At 43.3% G+C, this 21,051-nt stretch carries 20 protein-coding genes and 2 tRNA genes; 11 read left to right on the top strand and 11 right to left on the bottom strand.

Features of this window, described 5'->3' with window-relative positions:
* Window positions 1-156: 156 nt before the first annotated feature.
* The 7 genes from infB to tpiA all read right to left on the bottom strand — a co-directional run bounded on the left by infB (window position 157) and on the right by tpiA (window position 7,408).
* A complete protein-coding gene (gene infB / locus ACT3TH_RS05010; protein WP_444754760.1) occupies window positions 157-2,883 on the bottom strand; it encodes a translation initiation factor IF-2 in 2,727 nt (908 codons plus the stop codon).
* Between the two features lie 151 nt (window positions 2,884-3,034).
* Window positions 3,035-4,519: a transcription termination factor NusA gene (gene nusA, locus ACT3TH_RS05005; RefSeq protein ID WP_444754759.1), complete on the bottom strand. Its 1,485-nt coding sequence runs from the start codon at window positions 4,517-4,519 to the stop codon at window positions 3,035-3,037.
* A gap of 166 nt (window positions 4,520-4,685) precedes the next feature.
* Window positions 4,686-5,186 carry a ribosome maturation factor RimP gene (rimP, locus tag ACT3TH_RS05000; protein WP_444754758.1) on the bottom strand — a complete coding sequence of 167 codons (501 nt, stop codon included), beginning with the start codon at window positions 5,184-5,186 and terminating at the stop codon, window positions 4,686-4,688.
* A gap of 444 nt (window positions 5,187-5,630) precedes the next feature.
* Window positions 5,631-5,707 (bottom strand) — tRNA-Met (locus tag ACT3TH_RS04995).
* Between the two features lie 125 nt (window positions 5,708-5,832).
* A tRNA-Leu gene (locus ACT3TH_RS04990) sits at window positions 5,833-5,917 on the bottom strand.
* Between the two features lie 143 nt (window positions 5,918-6,060).
* The gene (gene secG / locus ACT3TH_RS04985) at window positions 6,061-6,369 is read right to left on the bottom strand and encodes a preprotein translocase subunit SecG (protein WP_025652589.1); all 309 of its coding nucleotides are present in this window, start codon (window positions 6,367-6,369) and stop codon (window positions 6,061-6,063) included.
* Window positions 6,370-6,586: 217 nt separating this feature from the next.
* Window positions 6,587-7,408, bottom strand: a complete 822-nt coding sequence (gene tpiA, locus ACT3TH_RS04980) for a triose-phosphate isomerase (RefSeq protein WP_444754757.1) — start codon at window positions 7,406-7,408, stop codon at window positions 6,587-6,589.
* 466 nt (window positions 7,409-7,874) lie between these two features.
* Between tpiA and pilB the strand changes: the two genes are divergently transcribed.
* The 4 genes from pilB to coaE all read left to right on the top strand — a co-directional run bounded on the left by pilB (window position 7,875) and on the right by coaE (window position 12,797).
* Window positions 7,875-9,584: a type IV-A pilus assembly ATPase PilB gene (gene pilB, locus ACT3TH_RS04975; RefSeq protein ID WP_444754756.1), complete on the top strand. Its 1,710-nt coding sequence runs from the start codon at window positions 7,875-7,877 to the stop codon at window positions 9,582-9,584.
* Between the two features lie 152 nt (window positions 9,585-9,736).
* Entirely contained in the window at window positions 9,737-10,960 is a 1,224-nt protein-coding gene (locus ACT3TH_RS04970) for a type II secretion system F family protein (protein WP_444754755.1), read from the top strand.
* Between the two features lie 7 nt (window positions 10,961-10,967).
* Window positions 10,968-11,867 (top strand): prepilin peptidase, encoded by a 900-nt coding sequence (locus tag ACT3TH_RS04965; protein ID WP_444754754.1) that lies wholly within the window; start codon window positions 10,968-10,970, stop codon window positions 11,865-11,867.
* A gap of 240 nt (window positions 11,868-12,107) precedes the next feature.
* A complete protein-coding gene (gene coaE / locus ACT3TH_RS04960) occupies window positions 12,108-12,797 on the top strand; it encodes a dephospho-CoA kinase (RefSeq protein ID WP_444754753.1) in 690 nt (229 codons plus the stop codon).
* Here the strand turns inward: coaE and rlmB are convergent.
* Both rlmB and ppnP read right to left on the bottom strand, forming a co-directional pair.
* Window positions 12,760-13,530: a 23S rRNA (guanosine(2251)-2'-O)-methyltransferase RlmB gene (rlmB, locus tag ACT3TH_RS04955; RefSeq protein WP_444754752.1), complete on the bottom strand. Its 771-nt coding sequence runs from the start codon at window positions 13,528-13,530 to the stop codon at window positions 12,760-12,762. The two genes, coaE and rlmB, sit on opposite strands and share 38 nt — an antisense overlap.
* Window positions 13,531-13,747: 217 nt before the next feature.
* Entirely contained in the window at window positions 13,748-14,083 is a 336-nt protein-coding gene (ppnP, locus tag ACT3TH_RS04950) for a pyrimidine/purine nucleoside phosphorylase (protein WP_290188947.1), read from the bottom strand.
* Window positions 14,084-14,636: 553 nt separating this feature from the next.
* On the opposite strand from ppnP, the gene recN reads away from it, so the two are divergent.
* The 6 genes from recN (at window position 14,637) to xerD (ending at window position 19,675) form a co-directional block, all read left to right on the top strand.
* Window positions 14,637-16,316, top strand: coding sequence for a DNA repair protein RecN (gene recN / locus ACT3TH_RS04945; RefSeq protein ID WP_444754751.1), 1,680 nt, complete (start codon window positions 14,637-14,639; stop codon window positions 16,314-16,316).
* 125 nt (window positions 16,317-16,441) lie between these two features.
* Complete coding sequence (locus ACT3TH_RS04940; RefSeq protein WP_444754750.1) at window positions 16,442-17,005, top strand: YqgE/AlgH family protein; 564 nt, start codon at window positions 16,442-16,444, stop codon at window positions 17,003-17,005.
* An 81-nt stretch (window positions 17,006-17,086) separates the two neighbouring features.
* Window positions 17,087-17,617: a Holliday junction resolvase RuvX gene (ruvX, locus tag ACT3TH_RS04935; protein WP_444754749.1), complete on the top strand. Its 531-nt coding sequence runs from the start codon at window positions 17,087-17,089 to the stop codon at window positions 17,615-17,617.
* 77 nt (window positions 17,618-17,694) lie between these two features.
* A complete protein-coding gene (locus ACT3TH_RS04930) occupies window positions 17,695-18,174 on the top strand; it encodes a hypothetical protein (protein WP_444754748.1) in 480 nt (159 codons plus the stop codon).
* A 187-nt stretch (window positions 18,175-18,361) separates the two neighbouring features.
* Window positions 18,362-18,688 (top strand): sulfurtransferase TusA, encoded by a 327-nt coding sequence (tusA, locus tag ACT3TH_RS04925; RefSeq protein WP_444754747.1) that lies wholly within the window; start codon window positions 18,362-18,364, stop codon window positions 18,686-18,688.
* A gap of 48 nt (window positions 18,689-18,736) precedes the next feature.
* Window positions 18,737-19,675, top strand: coding sequence for a site-specific tyrosine recombinase XerD (gene xerD / locus ACT3TH_RS04920; protein ID WP_444754746.1), 939 nt, complete (start codon window positions 18,737-18,739; stop codon window positions 19,673-19,675).
* 7 nt (window positions 19,676-19,682) lie between these two features.
* Here xerD and ACT3TH_RS04915 read toward each other — a convergent pair whose 3' ends face one another.
* The gene (locus ACT3TH_RS04915; RefSeq protein WP_444754745.1) at window positions 19,683-20,078 is read right to left on the bottom strand and encodes a CDI toxin immunity protein; all 396 of its coding nucleotides are present in this window, start codon (window positions 20,076-20,078) and stop codon (window positions 19,683-19,685) included.
* Window positions 20,079-20,275: 197 nt separating this feature from the next.
* Here ACT3TH_RS04915 and ACT3TH_RS04910 point away from each other — a divergent pair, with 197 nt between their 5' ends.
* Window positions 20,276-20,701: a hypothetical protein gene (locus ACT3TH_RS04910; protein WP_444754744.1), complete on the top strand. Its 426-nt coding sequence runs from the start codon at window positions 20,276-20,278 to the stop codon at window positions 20,699-20,701.
* An 85-nt stretch (window positions 20,702-20,786) separates the two neighbouring features.
* Here ACT3TH_RS04910 and ACT3TH_RS04905 read toward each other — a convergent pair whose 3' ends face one another.
* Window positions 20,787-21,038 (bottom strand): hypothetical protein, encoded by a 252-nt coding sequence (locus ACT3TH_RS04905; RefSeq protein WP_444754743.1) that lies wholly within the window; start codon window positions 21,036-21,038, stop codon window positions 20,787-20,789.
* Window positions 21,039-21,051 lie beyond the last annotated feature (13 nt).

The raw sequence follows: 21,051 nt of genomic DNA, 5'->3' as shown, positions 1-21,051 counted from the left end.
ATTTTTTCATAAGTTTAGGAGCGAATATTTGCTAAAAAAGGCCTAGCAGGGTGCACCTGTTAGGCCTAAGTACAGCTGGATATCAAAAGAGTTTCTAACACACTTAGTCAATAAAACATATTGTATGATTAGATACTCTACTATCAAGTCGTAACTTTAGATAGTACGTGCGAACTCTTGGATTTCAAAGACTTCGATCTTATCACCAGCTTCAACATCATAGCCACGAACGGCTAGGCCACATTCCATACCAGTACGTACTTCATTAACGTCTTCTTTGTAGCGACGTAATGATTGCAATTGACCAGTAAAGATAACTTGGTCATCACGCAATACGCGGATAGGTTTGTTGCGATAGATCGTACCTTCAACAACCATACAACCAGCAGCCGCACCAAACTTACTAGAGCGGAATACTTCACGAACGTCTGCCACACCAAGAATCTTCTCGCGATGTTCAGGAGCAAGCATACCACTCATTGCCGCTTTAACATCATCAATCAAACCATAGATCACACTATAATAGCGGATATCCATGTTAGCCGAATCTGCTTTACGGCGTGCAGTTGCATCTGCACGGACGTTGAAGCCTAATAGTACTGCTTCGCTAGACTCAGCAAGTGTGACGTCAGACTCAGAAATAGGACCAACGCCTGAGCTGATTACTCTGACTTTAACTTCATCAGTGGATAGCTCATTCAAGGCCGAAAGTAAGGCTTCTAGTGAACCACGTACGTCCGTTTTTAGTACGATGTTTAAGAATGACACATCGCCTTGACCCATCTGATCGAACATGCTCTCTAAACGCATGGCATTCTGACGTTCAAGTTGACGCTCACGCTCACGATTGGTTCTAAAATCAGCCACTTCGCGTGCTTTTTTCTCATCAGTCACAACTAAGAATTCACTACCAGCTGCTGGCGTTTCAGGCAAACCTAAAATTTCGACAGGGATAGAAGGACCAGCAGAGTTAATGCGTTTACCATGTTCATCCGTCATTGCACGGACTTTACCATAGTGCTCACCTGCTAATACTAAATCGCCTTGCTTCAATGTACCTTTCTTGACAAGGACACTCACCACTGGACCACGACCTTTTTCAAGTCTTGATTCGATGACCACACCTTGTGCAGCACCGTCTAATGGGGCTTCTAATTCCATTAGCTCAGCTTGTAGGCTAATGAATTCTAATAGCTCATCAATACCTTCACCTGTTTTGGCTGAGATACGTGCCATTGGTGTGTCGCCGCCCCACTCCTCTGAGATTACCTCTTTTGTGGTCAACTCATTAAGTACGCGATCAGGATCGGCACTTGGCTTGTCCATTTTGTTGATAGCAACAATGATTGGCGTACCAGCAGCACGAGCATGATCAATCGCTTCAGCTGTCTGCGGCATCATACCGTCGTCAGCTGCTACCACCAATACAACGATATCCGTCGCTTGAGCACCACGTGAACGCATAGCACTAAAGGCTGCGTGACCTGGGGTATCAAGGAAGGTAATAACGCCGCGATCGGTTTTGACATGGTAAGCACCAATGTGCTGGGTAATGCCGCCCGCTTCACCCGTGGCAACTTTTGTTTCACGAATTTTATCTAGTAATGACGTCTTACCATGGTCAACGTGACCCATAATCGTTACTACTGGTGGACGCGTCTGAACGTTACTGCTACGCTCATCAACAGCATCTTGCAGATCATCTTCAACTTTTGTATCACTGACTGGCACTGGGTTGTGACCCATCTCTTCAACAAGCAAACTTGCGGTTGCTTGATCAATAGTATCCGACTCACGTGCCATCTCGCCCATTTTCATGAGAAGTTTGGTCACTTCACGAGCTTTAACTGCCATACGCTGAGCAAGATCTGCAACAGTAATGTGCTCACTGATCTCAACATCATAAACAATTTTTTCGACGGGTTTTTCAAACTTATGCTGTGATGCTTGCGTTGAACGCAAACCGTTTTTACGGTTTTTGATCTCACGCTCATCTTGGTTTTTACGACGGCGACCACGAGTACCAGTAGTGCTGGCACCGCGCTTGATTTCACGACGCTCTTTTTCAAAAGACTCTTCTAACGCATCACCGACCAAACCTTCTGCCAATGGTTCATCTTTACGAACTTCTGCCACTGGCTCACGGTCAGTATACTGACCAGCCATTTTACGCATTTGTTCAAGCGTACGTTTCTGTGCTTCTTCAGCTTGAGCGCGACGGGTTTCTGTCTCGATTTCGCGTAGACGGGTTTCTTCTTTCTCACGCGCTTCACGAGCTTTACGTTCCGCTGCTGTTTCAACCTTTGGTTTTGTCGCAGCGACTTTCTTCTTAGGTTGCTCTTTAGGCTTAACTTCAACAGTCGCCTTGCCACCTTTTTTCACAACCACTGAAGTCGAGATATCATCGTTCTTATCATCTGATTTTCTGCTAGAACCGAGGCTTGCACGCATCGCTGCTAGGGTTGCAGCTTGACGCTCTTCAGATTTTTTCTTAGTAGCCGCGCGTTCTTCTGCGTCTTTAGCAGCACGTTCTTGCGACTCAATCATCGCTTGCTCACGCGCAGCCAATTCTTCAGCCATTTTTTCTGGATCAGGCTTTTCGAATACTTTCTTTTTACGCACTTCCACATTGACGCTCTTAGACTTTCCTGAAGAGCCGGTCACGCGCGCGGTGCTAGTCGTCTTAGATTTAAGACTAATACGACGCTTTTCTTGCTGACCATGACTTTGCTTTAAATACGTCACCAACTTCTCTTGCTCAAGCTCAGTGACTAAGTCACCCTCTGCACGAGCAGGCAGTCCAGCATCTACCAATTGCTGTTTTACAGCACTTGGGGTTTTGCCTACCATATCTGCCAGTTCTTTGACGGTCTTATCTGCCATTTATTATCACCTACTGTCTATTATTTGCTATATGTTCAATTCAGTTGTTGGCTACAAATGATTGGGGTAAGGCCAGTATTCATACTACATGCATACCAGCACTTTAGTTTCGATAGCATATCACTAAAAGACAGCGATATGCAGTTACCGCTTATTCATTGAACCAAGATTCCCGAGCTTTCATGATGAGTTTTCCTGCGGTTTCAGAGTCTAAACCTTCGATATCTTCTAGATCAAAGACGGCTTGTTCTGCCAAATCATCAACGGTAAGAATGTCTTTTTGTGCCATTTTATAGGCCAAACTAACTGTCATACCTTCAAGCTCTTGTAGCTCTTGACTTGGCTCTTTCATGTTCTGTTGTTTGACCAGCTCATCAGCGATGACCACTTCTTTCGCACGCTCTTGAATCATCTCAATCGCTTCATCGTCTAGACCTTCGATATCATAAAAGGTTTCAACGGGTACGTAAGCCACTTCTTCAATACTGGTAAAACCGATATCAACAAGCGCTTGTGCTAGGTCTTTATCGACTTCTAAACGCTCATAGAATAACTCAATGAACGCCTTAGATTCGTTTTCTTGACGTCGCTGATACTCTTCTTCAAGCATCATATTTAGCTTATAGCCTGTCAACTCAGAAGCCAAACGCACGTTCTGACCTTGTGAACCAATCGCGCGCGCCAACTGATCATTGGTACTAAAGATAATATCAGCTGTTTTTGTATCTTCATCTAAAATAATACTGCTAACATCAGCAGGTTCTAAAGCGCTGATAATAAATTGTGCAGGATCATCCGACCATACCACCACGTCAATACGCTCACCATCAAGTTCTTGCTGTACTGCTTGAATACGTGTACCACGCATACCAATACAAGCGCCAACTGGATCAATACGATGATCGTTCGTCTTCACAGCTATTTTAGCACGTGTGCCCGGCAAGCGAGCGACATTGCGAATTTCGATAATTTGTTCTGCAATCTCAGGTACTTCTTTTTGCATCAATGCTGATAGCATTTCAGGATGCGTACGAGACAGCAATAATTGTGCACCGCGGTTTTCACGGTTCACATGATATAAAATAGCGTTGATACGAGACTTGGCACGTAGCTGCTCACGTGGCAGCATTTGATCACGTGATAAATACCCTTCTGCATTGTCACCCAAATCGATGATATAACCGTCGCGAGTCTGTTTTTTGACTTCGCCATACATCATTTCACCAACACGTGGCTCAAAAGCATCAGCAACTAACGCACGCTCAGCTTCACGGATTTTTTGGATAATGACTTGTTTGGCTTGGGTGGCGGCAATACGACCAAATTCGATAGATTCGATCTGTTCTTCTTTGACATCGCCAATTGACCATTCTTCTTCGTCAAGATCGCTAATCGCTAACTGACAGGCAGGCATTTCGTGATCTTCATCTGCAACTACTGTCCAATAACGATAAGTATCATAATCGCCTGTTGTACGATCAATAACAACTCGTACAGCCACTTCTGGCTGCTCGGTATAGACTTTTTTCTTAGTCGATACCACCAAAGCGTCTTCTATGGCTTCAAAGATATCTTCAGGATTTAAGCCCTTCTCATTACTGACAGTTTCTACTACCGTTAAGATTTCACGACTCATGCTATACCTGTCCTATCATTTTTTAATTGACTTAAATTTTATAATTTGTGTATCAGTACTGTGATCTCACCGCAAGCTATTTGGATATTATCACGCTGATTTATTATGTACTGCTCAATCTATTACACTCAATTAAGTAGGTTCTTATATCAAACCCATCAATAGACTACGCATCTTCATAAATCAAATTGGCTTTATCAATATTACTTAATGCAATCTCGAATTGCTCGCCATCACTTGACGTAAGTCTTAAAGAATTTGCATCAATACTGTCTAACGTACCCGTTGCTTTACGGCGTTTTTGATCACCCTCGCCAATGGCTTGAATCAGACGTAAGCTCACTTTTTGACCAACATAAGCATGCATTTGCTCATCTGAAAAAAAGGCGCGATCAAACCCTGGTGATGACACTTCTAAAATGTACTCACCGGCGATGGGATCATGAACCTCAAGAATACCGCTCACTTGATGGTTCACCGCTGCGCAATCTTCAATAGTCACTTGCTTATCTTGAGCTTGCTCTTCTGGCAATGCTTCAATATAAATACGTAACAAAGAGCGGCGGCCTTGTGGCGCGAATTCTATGCCCCATAGCGCCACATCACAGGCGGCTACTGCAGGGGCAATAATATTGGTCAGTTCTGCAACTTTGGTCGAAAGCTTCATAATCTATTTATATTTTCCTATTCACGTATTTAACGTACTTGGTAAACCGTCTCAAAATATCGGAGTATTTTTGCTCGTAGTAGTCACGATGACTATTATATTTTAAACCACAATCTACACTTTAAACCATAACTATTGCGTGTTGTGCATTTATATAAGGATGAGCATAGCAAACATCAAGCTCAGTCAGACAATGCTTTTATTATTCATAAAGCAGTACTATCGATAAAAGAGTTAGGAATAATAGATAGTGTTGCTTAAGAAAAATCGCGCTAATAGCGATAAGTGACGAAGAGTATGATTGTACTCTATAGACCTAGAGCTTAGCACAAGTAGGATAGATACCGCGATAACACAGACCATCAGATACAAAAAAACCCACAAACATAATGGTGGGCTAATCGTTACTGACAAATTTAGTGTACAAAACATCAGTATAAAAAGTGGTAGCGGGGGCTGGATTTGAACCAACGACCTTCGGGTTATGAGCCCGACGAGCTACCAGACTGCTCCACCCCGCATCAATCTAGAACGCACATTATAGGGAGGTTTAATTGAACTGTCAACGTTTAATTTAAAATAAATCTAAATGAACCAGATGACAACTAAAAAACTGACCTTTACGCTGTGCTGCGTCATAAAAACTTGGTGCGATTGGGGGGACTTGAACCCCCACAGCTTGCGCCACCACCCCCTCAAGATGGCGTGTCTACCAATTCCACCACAATCGCATTTTCTTACTATTCTATTTTTCGCCTCAACTTTATCATAAATAACGCGTAAGGTAGGCGTCGATAAAAGGTAGCGGTAAAAACAGAAAAGCATTGTAAATCTAACGTACCAAAATAGCAAGGGCTGCTTGTTTAAAAGACCATTACTGAGGGTTTTGCGTCAATGGGCGCGGCGTTTGCGGCGCTGAAACTGGTGCATCTAAACGAAACTGATCTTCAGCCTGCTTACGAGCATGCACAGCAAGGGTCATACTGGTAATAAAAAATATGACGGTCAATACGGCTGTTGCACGCGTCAAAAAGTTGGCAGTGCCTGCTGCACCAAATACGGTACCTGACGAGCCAGCCCCAAAAGAAGCTCCGGCGTCTGCCCCTTTACCATGCTGTATCAAGATCAAGCCGATCATGGCAATTGCCACGATAATGTGCAGGGCTAATATAAACGTAAACATGGTGGCCTCTTTTGCCGCATAATGACGACTGATAACGGAAAATAAATCTTAACTATAATAAGGGGAGCGATCAGCGTGTAACGACGCCAAATCGATTATATAAATAAGGCGCATTGTACACGATTGCAAGGGCACTGTTAAACCTACTTTTTCCAACTGATAAATACATTTTATACGCAAATTAGAAATGCATTCTCCAAATCTTGCTCAGATCTGCTTAGACAAGTTCAGTGTTGGCCTGATTGAAAGCATTGGCGATGGCCAAAAAACTCTCTGCCTTTAATGAAGCGCCACCAACCAGTGCGCCATCAATCATAGGATCAGCTGCAAAGGCGTCTGCATTCGCCATATTGACACTACCACCGTATAAAACTGTTGTGCCTTCTGTCGTCTTAGTAAATTCGGCTACTGTTTGCTTAATATGCTCATGAGTTTTGCTGACTTCTTCGACGGTTGGTACTTTACCCGTACCAATAGCCCATACAGGTTCATACGCGATGATCAATTGCTCAGATAACGATGAAACCAGTTCTGGTTGCTGAGCAAGTAAGTCTTTGATCACCGATAACTGAGTATCAATGACTTCAAGGGTTTGCTTATCATCGTACTGTGTCTGAGTTTCGCCAATACAAAGCACCACGCCTAGGTTTTGTGCAAGGGCATGACTTAGTTTTTTGACCAGACTGTGATGAGACTCCTTATGGTACTGACGACGCTCAGAGTGACCGAGTAGTGTCCAAGTAGCGCCAGAATCTGCTACTTGCTGCGCTGAGCAATCCCCAGTATATGCGCCAGTGCTCGCACTATGCTCGCTGATGTTTTGGGCGGCGCACAGTACTGAGCTGTCTTTTAGACGCGTACTGACAGCTGCCAGATGGATGCAGCTTGGTGCTATCATCAACTTGCAACGATTTTTTGAAAGCGCTGTATCGGCTGGCACCTGTGTCTCAAGTGCAGTTACTAAATCATTTAACAGCGCATCGACGTCGCGGCTTGTTGCTGGATTCTGCTTCCAATTGCCAATTACCCAAGCTTGCATATTCATCTACCTTGTCTCATGTATTCATGCCAATTCGGCTAATATGCGCGCCAGTATAACAAATAATTGACAAGTGCTATAGTATGCTACTACCAGAAACGAGCAGACGCTTAACGTGCCTATTTCATTAGCGCAATATGACGCAGCGGTTTTCTGCGCATAATTGGTTTAATAGTTCATATAAAGTCTTTAAACTAAAGCAAAGTCCCATCGCACGACACCCATAAACAACATAATATTATCAAAATCTGATTCATTAAGCTGCTAACGGCATACCTCATTAAGAGACACAAACTATTAAAAATACCGACATATAAGATCTTTGTAAAAGTAACGTTTCATTGACTTCTACTATTAACAGTCAACTGGCTGCCGATTACTTAAGCAAAGCGTTTATTGGTCGTTATAAATAGTATGCAAATTTTGGGTAAGTATGCACAGTACTTGGTATCAAGGAGAGGTCCTAATGTCCATCACAACGAGTAAGTATGGCGGGTTAGCGCAGCAGCTGATCAGCGAAGGTATCGTGAGCGAAGCGAACATGAAAACGGCGCAAGTCGAGTCGCAGCAACAACAAATAGGACTCGTGTCATATCTAGTAGATAACAAACTGGCCGATGCTTATCATCTTGCTCAAATGCTGTCGCAAGCCTTTGGCGACCCTTTATTCGATCTTGATGCACTAAACGTTGATGTGGTTCCAAAAGACTTAGTGGACGAAAAAATCGTTCGTAAGTTCAATGCTCTGCCCCTCTTTAAGCGAGGCCAACGCTTATTTGTCGCGTTAAGTGACCCAACGCGTGTAGATGCCATTGATGCCATTGCTTTTAATTCTCGCCTTTCAATTGAAACCATCGTCGTCGAAGAAGATAAGCTTAAAAGGCATATCGAAAATCTTTACGCAGACACGATGCAAAGTTTTGGTAGCTTCTCTGACAGTGATTTGAACGTTGGGTTTGAAGAGGGAGAAGATGAGGAAGGTGAAACCAAACTTGCAGATGGCGTTGATGAAGCGCCTGTTGTAAAGTTTGTCAATAAAATGCTGGTTGATGCCATTCGTATGGGTGCATCCGACTTGCATTTTGAACCTTACGAAAAGACGTATCGCGTTCGTTTTCGCGTTGATGGTGTGATGCAAAAAATGGCCAGTCCGCCTGTACAGCTCTCAGGAAAAATTGCCGCGCGCTTAAAAGTGATGTCACAGATGGACATCTCAGAGCGCCGTGTACCACAAGATGGGCGTATTAAGCTGAAGATTTCTAAAAGTAAAGCCATTGATTTTCGTGTTAACTCTTTACCGACGTTGTTTGGCGAAAAAGTCGTTCTACGTATTTTGGATCCTTCTTCAGCCATGCTTGGTATTGAAGCCTTGGGATATGAGCCTGATCAAAAGGAGATGTTTTTAGAAGCGCTTCATAAGCCGCAAGGCATGCTCCTTATTACTGGTCCTACTGGTTCTGGTAAAACGGTCTCACTGTACACAGGTATTAATATTTTGAATACTGGGGCCACCAACATCTCAACCGCTGAAGACCCAGTCGAGATTAACTTAGAAGGCATTAATCAGGTCAACGTAAACCCCAAGGTGGGTTTGACGTTTGCCAACGCGCTCAAGTCTTTTTTGCGTCAAGATCCTGATATTGTGATGGTGGGTGAGATTCGTGACCTTGAGACGGCCGAGATTGCAATTAAAGCGGCTCAAACAGGGCACATGGTACTTTCAACCTTACATACCAACTCAGCACCTGAGACGTTAACCCGTCTGCGCAACATGGGTGTGGCCTCCTTTAATATTGCCACGTCTGTGAACTTGGTTATTGCCCAGCGCTTGGCACGGCGCTTATGTAAAAGCTGTAAAAAACCCCTCAATATTCCGCGACAAAGTCTGATTGAACTTGGTTTCATAGATGCCGACTTGGACAACCCAGACAATGTGATTTATGAACCTGTAGGCTGTAATGAATGCCGCGAAGGTTATAAAGGGCGTGTGGGTATTTATGAAGTGATGAAAGTCAGCCCTGATATCTCAAGAATTATTATGGAAGACGGCAATGCGATAGACATTAAAGACGCTGCCCTAAAAAATGGCTTTCGAGATCTACGTCGCTCCGGTATTTTAAAAGTCTTACAAGGCGTCACCAGTATTCAGGAAATGATGCGTGTGACCTCTGAATAGGTATAAATTCAATGGTGACCTCCAGTACTTAAAAATAAAACAGATAGACACTGGTTTTTTGCGCTAAAATGAAGTACGTAAAGTTGATGATATAAACTAAGCGTCGTTCCTGTTTTTTGGTATCCAATCAGACATTTTTTAAGGGTAGTAACATGGCAAAAGCTAAGACCGATATGCTGTTAGACTTTGTCTATGATGGAGTGAACCGGCGCGGCCAAAAGGTAAAGGGCGAGACTACCAGCCGCAGTTTAGAGCTGGCGAAAGCGACTTTGCGTAAACAAGGCATTACAGTTAAAGGTATTAAGAAAAAGCCAAAACCTCTTTATACCTTCAAAAAATCTATTAAGCCTATTGATATTGCTATTTTTGCTCGTCAGTTGGCCACGATGATGAAAGCTGGCGTGCCGCTGACTCAGTCCTTTGAGATTGTCGCTGACTCGCTTGATAACCCTAGTATGAAAGAGTTGGTATTACAGATAAAAGCGGACATTGAAGCAGGCGGTACTTTTGCATCGGCATTACGTAGACACCCTCGCTATTTTGATGATCTTTTTTGTTCACTGGTTGATTCTGGCGAACAATCGGGTGCGCTCGAAACCATGCTTGAGCGAGTGGCAACCTATAAAGAAAAAAGCGAGTTGCTCAAAGCAAAAATCAAAAAAGCCATGAAATATCCCATTGCGGTTATTATCGTGGCAATTATTGTTACCATGATTTTGCTGATTAAAGTTGTGCCTGTATTCTCCGGCTTGTTTGAGTCGTTTGGTGCCGAGCTGCCAGCGTTTACGCAAATGGTAGTTGGTATGTCGGAGTGGATGCAATCATGGTGGTTCATTTTGATTGCTATCATTGGTGGCGCCATCATTGGTTTTTCAGAAGGAAAGAAACGCTCTAAAAAATTCCGTGACTTTTTAGACAGAGCAGCGTTAAAAGCACCTATATTTGGCAATATCGCTTATCAGGCTGTGATTGCCCGTTTCGCTCGTACGCTATCGACGACCTTTGCAGCTGGTGTACCACTGATTGATGCCCTAGATTCTACAGCGGGCGCGGCCAATAACATCGTATTTTATAATGCCATTCAGCAAATCAAAAACGATGTATCAACTGGGCAACAGTTACAATTTTCGATACGCTCAACCAACCTGTTCCCAAGTTTGGCCATTCAAATGGTCGGCATTGGTGAAGAATCTGGTAGTTTAGAAGAGATGCTCGATAAAGTGGCGGTTTATTACGAAAACGAAGTCGACAATGCGGTGGACGGCTTAACCAGTTTGATGGAACCACTCATTATGGCGGTGCTAGGGGTATTGGTAGGTGGTCTAGTGATTGCGATGTACTTGCCGATATTCCAAATGGGTTCAGTGGTAGGATAACGATTTGATGCAATTTATACAATTATTACAAGACAATATGACGGTGGCTTTAGTCGTATTTGGTTTATTGGGCCTTTGTGTTGGCAGTTTTTTGAACGTTGTGATTCATCGTATACCATTGAGGATGATCTATGATTGGCGACAAGAATGTAGTCAGTTTATGTCTGATCAATCTGATATACCGCGCGAACATACGCAGCCTATAAACAGCATCGTAGCAAAAGATCAACCCATTACTTTGAGCCGACCTGCCTCCCGCTGTCCGCACTGTGCTCATAAAATTAAATGGTATGAAAACATCCCTCTAATCAGCTGGTTGGTACTACGCGGCCGTTGTTCAGACTGTAAGGCCTCAATTGGTCTGCGCTATCCCTTGGTCGAGCTGGTCACTGCATTGCTATCCGTGTTGGTAATTTATCAATTTGGAGTCAGTGCGACAGGGTTATCGGCATTAGTTTTGGTATGGACGCTCGTCGCTTTGACAGGCATTGATTTTGATACGCAGTTATTGCCCGATCGTCTAACGTTTCCATTGGCGGGTTTGGGATTGGCAGTCAATTCACAAAGCTGGTTTGTCTCCCCCACTCAGTCGATTTGGGGCTTATTGCTTGGGTTTTTGTCATTATGGATTGTGGTTAAGATATTTTATCTCATCACTAAGAAGCATGGTATGGGTCAAGGGGACTTTAAGTTATTGGCCGTGCTAGGTGCTTGGCTTGGGCCAATGATGTTGCCGTTGATTATTTTGTTATCATCCCTGCTAGGCTCTATCGTTGGGCTGATTTTGATGAAAAAACAAGGCGAGAGTCGACCCTTCGCATTTGGGCCTTATATCGCTGTGGCAGGTATTGTTGCATTATTATACGGTTCAGATATCGTCAGTTGGTATCTTGGTATGTATACTTAATAAGTTGCTTTAGCAATTTTTCGGTAGTTATAGTCGCGAAAATCGATACATCAATAGTTTTATGCTACTGGAATAAGTTTTTTTCGGGCTGTTCGCAAAGCGTGACAGAGACTGCGAAAAATTTATACCAGTCGCTACTTATTTGTTTTGAATTGAACCAGTTATATATTTTATCTTCAAAAACCATTTTTCCAATTTGTAACTGCCATCATTATTATATTAATTAGATAAGTCATTATTATGTCAAAACATACTGCCCAATCTCCTTATTCACATCAACCGCAAAACCTATCAACCAAGAGCAAGACGTTAGTCGTCGGTCTAACAGGTGGCATCGGTAGCGGTAAATCGGCTGCCAGCGCTTGGTTTGCTAAGCAAGGTATAGACATCATTGATGCGGATGTGATTGCCCATGAAATCGTTGCTAAAGGCAGCTCAACCTTGCGCAAAATCCAGAAAAAATTCGGTGATTGGGTATTAAATGGTGATGGAACCATGGATCGAGCAGCAGTAAGAACACATGTATTCACTCATCCTGAAGCCCTTATTGAGTTGGAAGCAATCACGCATCCAGCGATACGGGAGGCAGCAAAAGCACAATTAGTAAACAGCACCTCACCTTATGCGGTGTTGTCAGCGCCTCTGCTCATTGAAGCCGCCGAAGCTGGGCTTGCCAATCTATGCCAACGCATTCTAGTCATGGACGCCACTGAAGATACACAGCTTGCACGGGCCAGCGAGCGTGATGAACAAAGTGTACAAAAGATCAAAGCAATTATGACCAACCAGTTAAGCCGTGAAGAGCGCAATCGTCATGCAGACAATGTCATACTTAATGAAAGTGACCTTGCCTCCCTATATGCCAAGCTTGCGCCCCTACATGAAGAATATCTTACGCTTGCCCAGCAGCTAAAGTACGCTGCCGATTGACCTCATATAGCGCCATACCGGTGGCAACACTCACATTTAGGCTTTGTAGGTTGCCATGCTCATTGCCTGACATCGGGATATAAACCAGCTCATCGCAGCTCTCTGTCGTCAGGCGACGCATTCCCTCTCCTTCTGAACCCATGATAATCGCTGTCTTTCCGGTCAAATCAGCCGCATGAATCGGTTTTGCATCTGCATTCAATGCCGTACCAAACACAAAAACGCCTGCCTCTTTAATCTGCGATAGCGCACGTGCCAAGTTGGTGACGCTGATAATCGGCATCATTTCTGCTGCACCAACTGAGACTTTAGCAACGGTTGGTGTCAGGCTTGCCGCATGATGTTTTGGACAAACGACTGCATCGACACCCATCGCCACGGCCGTACGCAAGCAAGCGCCAAAGTTGTGCGCGTCAGTGATTTGATCAAGCACTAGTAACAGACACTGCTCACGTCCAGCAATCGTGTCCAGCAAACCTTCATCAGCAAAACCCAATGAACGAGCGTGAAGCACAACACCTTGATGCTGCGGGCTACCACACAATTGCGCCAGCTTGTCTTTTTGTGCCATCTGAATGCTGATACCATTGTCACGAGCTTGTGACATGATAGCTTGTACATGACTGTCGCTCTCGCGTCCTTGCTGTACAAATAGGCTAAGTCCATCAAGTGGACGGTGTTCAAGTAAGGCATCAATCGCGTGAATGCCATAAAAATAAATGGGTTTTGCCATAGTAGGCCTATTGAATATAAGTGGGTATCGCGCAATGCGATAGAATAAAAAGGGAGTATGACTTGATGGTACCAATCGATCTACGGCTGGTTATCAATAACGTCTGACAAAAACGGCTGTCAAAAAAAGAAATAAACAATACCGATCCGATATTGTTTATTTTTTGAGTGTGTTCGATGTGGCGTCATAATATTGGCACATCACGCTGCCAAACACATTAGCCTTCTAAATGGCAGACATACTGAACAATCTCTTCGGTACGTAGGTTAAAGCCACTATTGCCTTCGACTACAAATGATTGACCTGCACGGTAGTAGCTGAACTCTTCATCACCATTTATCTTGACCTCACACTCACCACTAGTGATTTCGATACGCTCAGAGGTGTTGGTACTAAAATGATAATGCTCAACCAGATTATCACAAGGTAAAATAATACCCAATGTTTTGTGGCGACCGTCTTCAAACATAATAGTATGGCTTGAACAACGACCATCATAAGATACTGTCGCTTGGGCATTGACGGTTACATTAGTAAATTGCGCCGCTGTCATAGTGGCTTCCTTATCAAATAATTATTGCAAAACTAAAAAATAAGTAACTGATTTGAATCAGCTGGTGTGGGCGTTTTTAAAGAAGCGCTCAATTTTAAATGCTATGTACTTTTGTTCTAGAAACCTGCACGCTATATAGCGACAAGTTCTATAAAAATATTCTGACGTAACAATTAGCATAATATTTGATACGCATACGTTTCTTACTATATGCGTCTAATTTTACGAGATTATGACTCGGTGTTATGCCGTACTATGCATAAAACTCTAAGTGTGAGTTTATCATTATGTGAGATTATGCTACCACATTATCTCTATAAAGTTTGTTACAGCGACCAGTAAATTCTGTTTGATAAGACACCTCTTAAACCAATTTATTGTATTTACAGGCTTTAATATTTGTATTTAAAAGCATTTAACACCATAATATTTGCCAATCACATTTATCTATTAGCACGATTCACTGAACCAACTCATTCCTTTATTCATTCTATTTTAGATATGACTTCTAAGCCTTATATGTGAGGTTCATGGTCTGTCATGAGAGGCGTTGATGCTAGTATCATTAACTTTACACCAGTTTGCGTTAATCGCTCAGCATGAGCTGAACGTGGCTGGAGGTTTTAATGTCATCACTGGTGAGACAGGGGCTGGCAAGTCGCTGTTACTGGATGCATTGTCCTTGTGTGTGGGCGAGCGCGCAGACAGTGCAATGGTCAGACATGGCGCAGCGCACGCGGATATCTACGCGCAGTTCGATGTAGAAAACAATCCTGTTGTCGCTGATTGGTTTGTCAAAAATGACCGCTTGCTAGAAGAACCCGAAGTATTGATTCGTCGTCAATTGAGCAATACTGGCCGCTCAAAAGCATGGTTGAATGGCACACCAGTTAGCTTAGCTGAGTTAAAAAGCTTAGGCGCGTTACTGGTCAATATTCACAGTCAACACGCTCAGCAAGCCCTGTTAAAACCGCAATTTGTGGTGCAATGGCTCGATGAGATGGCGCAGATAACGCCTCTTGCTGCTCAGACGGCAAACAGCTATCAGCAGTATCAACAGCTCAGACGCCGCGCCGATGACATCGCTAGCCGCGAATCCCAACGTCAAGATCGTATCCAACTATTACAAAGCCAGCTGGCAGATATTGCCCCATTGCTGGCTGTCGACTATGCCGAAGTCGAAGCGGAGCACGAAGAGCTATCTAACATCGAAGCGCTGATGACCGAGGCCAGTCATGGTTTGCACCTACTGGATAATGATACTGACGAGCCAGATGTCATGACCTTGCTAGGACAGGCGATTAAGCTTTGTGATCACCAAATTGGTGTCAGTCAAACCTTTGAACAAGCTTCTGAACAGCTACATTTGGCGCAGCAGCAAATCACGGAAGTGACAGCATTACTCTCAGACTACGCTGAGCAGCAATTACCAGACCCTGAACGTTTGCAAGCATTGGACAATTTAATCAGCCTAGGTCATCGTTTATCACGCAAGCATAATTTGCCAGCTGGCGATTTGATTAATGAAGCAAAGGGCTGGCAGGAGCAATTAGAGCAGTTAGAAAATGAGCCAAGCAGCGATGCGATGGCGTCACAAATTGAAGAAGCTTGGCAAAACTATCTGGCATTGGCTACGCAATTAAATAAAGCGCGCTCGAAAGCTGCGCCCGTAGTCAGTAAACAGCTTATTAAACAATTGCAACCTCTTGCCCTACCCAACGCACGCTGTGAATTTGTCTTTACCAAAAAATCAGATCCTAGCCAATATAACGTGCAAGGCTGCTTTGATATTGACTTGTTGTTTAGTGCCAATGTGGGTATGCCAATGCAACCGCTACATAAAATCGCCTCAGGCGGTGAGCTGTCACGTATGGCGCTAGTGATGCAAGTACTACAAGCAACCAATGACGACGATAATGCTGCCAAGCCTATGTTGGTATTCGACGAGGTCGATGTCGGTATTAGTGGCGGAACGGCGCAAGTGGTCGGTGAGCTATTACGCGCGCTTGGACAAACGCAGCAATTGCTTGCCATTACTCACCAAGCACAGGTTGCGGCGCAAGCGCATCAGCATATCTTGGTACAAAAACACCATCAAGAGCAGACGGAAAGCGAGCTTGTGATACTGACCGATCAGGCGCAAGTCGATGAGCTGGCACGTATGTCAGGCGGCGTGGTCATCACTGATATCACGCGTGACCATGCTCGTAGTTTATTAACCGATGTTAAATAATTCAGTGGTTTTTAATCATTAACTGATTATTGACGAATCATTGATAAACAACGGCTTTGGTTGATTTTCTACTCATTATCGCCATATAGTGGTCTCTCACCTTTATTTAGGTTGTGTTTGTTTCTATGTCTAAAGCCAATTTGACCCATCATTTTTTAATCGCGGCACCAGAGCTGTCAGACCCAAGGTTTGCACAGGCCTTAATTTATATTTGTCGTCATGATAAGCATGGTGCGCTCGGTCTTATGGTTAATCGTCCGCTGGGACAAGCTCGAGTCGGCAAGCTGTTAGAAGATTTGGATATTGAGGTGACGGATCCGCAAGTGATGGAAGATTTGGCATTAGAAGGTGGCCCTATGTACCCTGAGGTTGGCTTTGTGCTGCATACTGGCCAGCCAGAATGGGCCTCCTCTTTTGCGATTTCAGAAAATGTCTGTATTACGACGAGCCAAGATATTCTTAAGCGTATTGCGGCAGGTCAAGGCGTTGGTCATTATCAGCTGTGCTTGGGGCATGCCAGTTGGGGCAAAAGGCAGCTAGAACAAGAGCTTGGTAGTGGCGACTGGTTGGTGTGCCCAGCCGATCTAAACTTATTGTTTGATACGCCGTTTGAAGAGCGTTGGCAAATTGCCGCTGACAAGATTGGCGTGAATTTTGATTATTTAAGTAGTGATATTGGTCATGCTTAGTATTATCGTTTTTTATGATTAATATCGCTTGTCTGACAAGTCCCATGAATACATACCTAACTATAGGAAATCCCCTTTATTATGGTAGATAGCATGCTTATAACAGAGGCCATAGAAGCGATCGATGAGAGCGTTTCTGAACCAGTCGTCAAACCGCATCTTATTTTGGCTCTAGATTATGGGGTCAAAAAGATGGGTATGGCATTAGGCAATACAGTGACCGAAACTGCGCGTGCCTTTGATATTTTGGCGATGGATAACGGGCAACCAGATTGGGATAACCTACTGGGAATCATTAAGGTTTGGGGCGTCACAAAAGTAGTAGTAGGTTTACCACTGAATATGGATGGTAGCAGCTCCATGCTGTCTAAGCGCGCGCATAAATTTGCCCGCCGCCTTGCGCATAGAATCATGGAGCAACATCTGCCTGTGACTGTCTCTTTGTGTGATGAGCGCCTAACGTCCATTGCAGCACGAGAAATCGCATGGGAGAATGGCTGGATTAAACATGAGCGTGATCCGATTGATGACATTTCTGCCTGTATCCTAATGTCGACTTATTTTGCTGATCCTAATAGCAGTATCGCTATTGACGCTATCAAAGCGGATTAATGAAGTGACACATTTGCTTGTAAACCCTGCTACTTCTTGATTTATCGTACCTCTAAACGAATACATGATTGATTACTATGACCATTGCCCCAGACCAAGCCTTGCACAATAAGTCGCAACATGGTTTTGCGCCCCTTGCCATCGCTCGCATCAAAGGTGCTCAGCGTGCCAACCAAATAGCGATTTATCTTATTTATGCGGCTATTCTCGCTTTTGTGGTCTTTGGCACCATCGCTAGCATTAAAGCGTTCCATGACAATCAGCTGCTGTATCAGTTGTTTTATAATTTGCCGTATGCGTTGGTTGCGCTGACGATTCCTATTACTATTTATGATGCGTTAGTGATTTATCGTTATCGCCTAAATCAACCCTCTATGATTGCGCTTAGTATTGGCGTATCGACCATTATTTTGGTCGGTGAGTTGCTTTTTTCCAATACTGCATGGTTGGGGCTATCCTGTTGGCTGGGCGTGGCATTTTTATTCAAAGTGACTTTTAAACGCTTTTTTAACTTTTTAGAAATACAAGAAGACGCTGACATTGTTGAAGAGACGTAAGCAGCACGAATGAAAGCACCTCAATAAATGTATCGTTGATTTAAAAAGCATACAGTGCTGCTGGGATAGATTTTTTGAAGCCTCTGTCTGCAACGGCACAGCAAGCGAGGAAAATTTATCCCAGCAGAGCGCTTTTTATGCACCACCCTTATACTACAAACCTCCGTTATTGAATCAAAAATATATTATGACCACTTCTACTATGCAACCGACTATCAATCATCATTTAGACACGCAAGGACTGATATGTCCTGAACCTGTGATGATGCTGCATCGAATCATGCGTCAAGCGGATGGTGGCGATGTGGTTGAAATACTTGCCACTGATCCTGCCACTACCCGCGACATCCCTAATTTCTGTCGTCATTTGGGTCATGAATTATTAAATCAAGAAACACTGGCTGAAAACGTGAGTTTGGATATCGATCCTGATGAAATCACGGTCGCGGGCGACAATGAAATACTGACGAATAATACGCTTTATCGTTATTTGGTCAAAAAGAAAGGCGCGTGATTCATCTAATCTACTCTTTGTCTTCAGTCATTTACTGAGAATTGTCTTATGAGCCGTGATCGTGCCGTACAACAAAGGCAGCCCAAGTCGCTTGCCGTAGATGATGAACCAGCTTATATGACTGAGTTTCGTCAAGCCATGCTGGCTCGCGGTTTGGCGACGCGTACCCGTAACGCTTATGTGCGCGACCTGCGCTCTTGTGAGTTGACCAATCCTATCGCGCTCACACGCTGGCAGCCCGATGACGTGCTGCAGTGCTTATCTCTTCTCACTCAAGAAGGTAAAACGCCGCGTACTCAAGCACGCATGCTCTCAAGCTTGCGTCAGTTTTATTTGTGGATGATTGCGAGTAATCTGCGTGAGGACAATCCGTGTGAGCGCATCAAAAGCCCAAAGCTTGGACGTCCATTGCCGAAAGATTTGAGCGAAGCGGATGTCGATAACCTACTCGCTGCGCCCGATACCAGTACGGCTTTGGGCCTGCGCGATAAGGCTATGCTAGAAGTGCTTTATGCGTGTGGTCTACGTGTCAGTGAGCTGATTAACCTATCACTTGAGCAAGTCAATCTCAATTCAGGCTGGCTACAAATCACAGGTAAAGGTAATAAGACGCGGCTGGTACCACTGGGCGAATATGCAGCGGATGCGCTAGAAGATTATCTGTCCCATGGACGCGGTGAGTTGATTGCCCATCTAAAATCTGGCAATTGCCAAGCGGTGTTTTTGACAGTGCAAGGCGGTTATATGACGCGGCAGAACTTTTGGTATCTATTAAAAAAGTATGCACAAGTTGCTAGTATCGATAAAGAGCTGTCACCGCACACCTTACGTCATGCCTTTGCCACGCATTTGCTTAATCATGGCGCGGACTTACGTAGCGTGCAGTTATTACTGGGACACAGTGACTTGTCCACCACGCAGATTTATACCCATGTGGCGACGGCAAGATTGCAACAGTTGCATGCGGCACATCATCCGAGAGGATAGCGCTGTACTAAATAGTTAATCTATCTGTCCCACTATTTTTTTGACCTACTCTCAAAGTATAACTAGGGAATAATGGCTCTATTACAACATTTTCATCAAAAATATAAACTTTAGGAGATAACGCCATAATATCGCAAATATTATCTATTATTAGTTTTAGATTAGACTTGAAGATAGGTATATCTGCATTATCAGCTAGAACGTAGAAATGGATCTTCGCTAGATCTGAGAAATCACTTAACAACTCTTCCATACAGTCATAATCTTTATACTCAATCTTACCCCAAACCATATAGTTTCCCTTCAAAGGAAAGGTTTGGAGAAGCTTTGTTACTTCCTTCTCATTATTTACGAGATTAAAATCTTGTTTCAAGGCTTCTTTACACTCTTCGAATAATGTCATAAGTTATTTTTTATTTAATAGGACAAATATAAACAAGCTTAATCTTTTTATATCTCGATGTCACGGTATTCATAGTCTCCCATTCGTAGTTACAGCACTGTAATTAAATATGCGGTTTAAGCAGACAATCTTATATAAGCTGAAATTTTGGTTAATAAGAACAACAATATTACTTTGCAGTTAATTAAGAGAGAAGAATGATTAGAGTATCGTTTCAAGACGTTGAAGAATTCATAGTAATAAAAAAATTTAAGGGTTTAGAATTAGGAGCAAGTAAGCTTCATGTCATAAGTGTGTTTGGCGAGCCTTTAGAACATGAGCCGCAGAAAGGTAAAAATTACGAAATATGTTCTTATGGTGTTTTACAGATCTATATTCTAAACAGGATGGTGGTGGGTTTTACATTTGATTATCAAAAAATTCACTATTATAGAGAGCCTATTGAGTATATGCCTATAGACCAAGAAATTATCTTAAGGTACCTTAACAATTATCAAATTGAATATTCAAAAAATCTACTCCTAAAAACTTATGATGTAAACACTGTTAGTACTAACGGTGGTATCAGTCTGGGGTTTGTTGGCGATAAACTAGTAGCCTTTGGTATCCTAAGTAAGAAATAACCGAATATCTACTATACTGATTCACAGTTTGTCTAATTCAAAAGTGGATCGGTCAAATAGGTATGTTACCTTCAAACATAGTCTCTTAACTTTCACCAGACGACTTAAGAGTAAGCAATCTATCAATTATTTGGACACACTCGCTTTGCGGTAAGATAAACTCATCACCCATATCCATTGCAATTAAACTGTGTAAATCGCTATGAAACTCATAAGGTATTTCATGAGAATATTTGAGTAAAAAACTCATAGCTTTTGTAGATACCTCGATAGGTTGATAATCACTAACTACTTGTCTCTTCAAATCTAATAACACATTTTGTATGAGCTTATCCATATTTTACCTTAGT

The sequence above is a fragment of the Psychrobacter sp. AOP22-C1-C5 genome (assembly GCF_052378885.1).
Classification (GTDB): Bacteria; Pseudomonadota; Gammaproteobacteria; order Pseudomonadales; family Moraxellaceae; genus Psychrobacter.
Note: the sequence above shows the minus strand (reverse complement) of the source record. Positions and strands in the feature narration are given on the sequence as shown.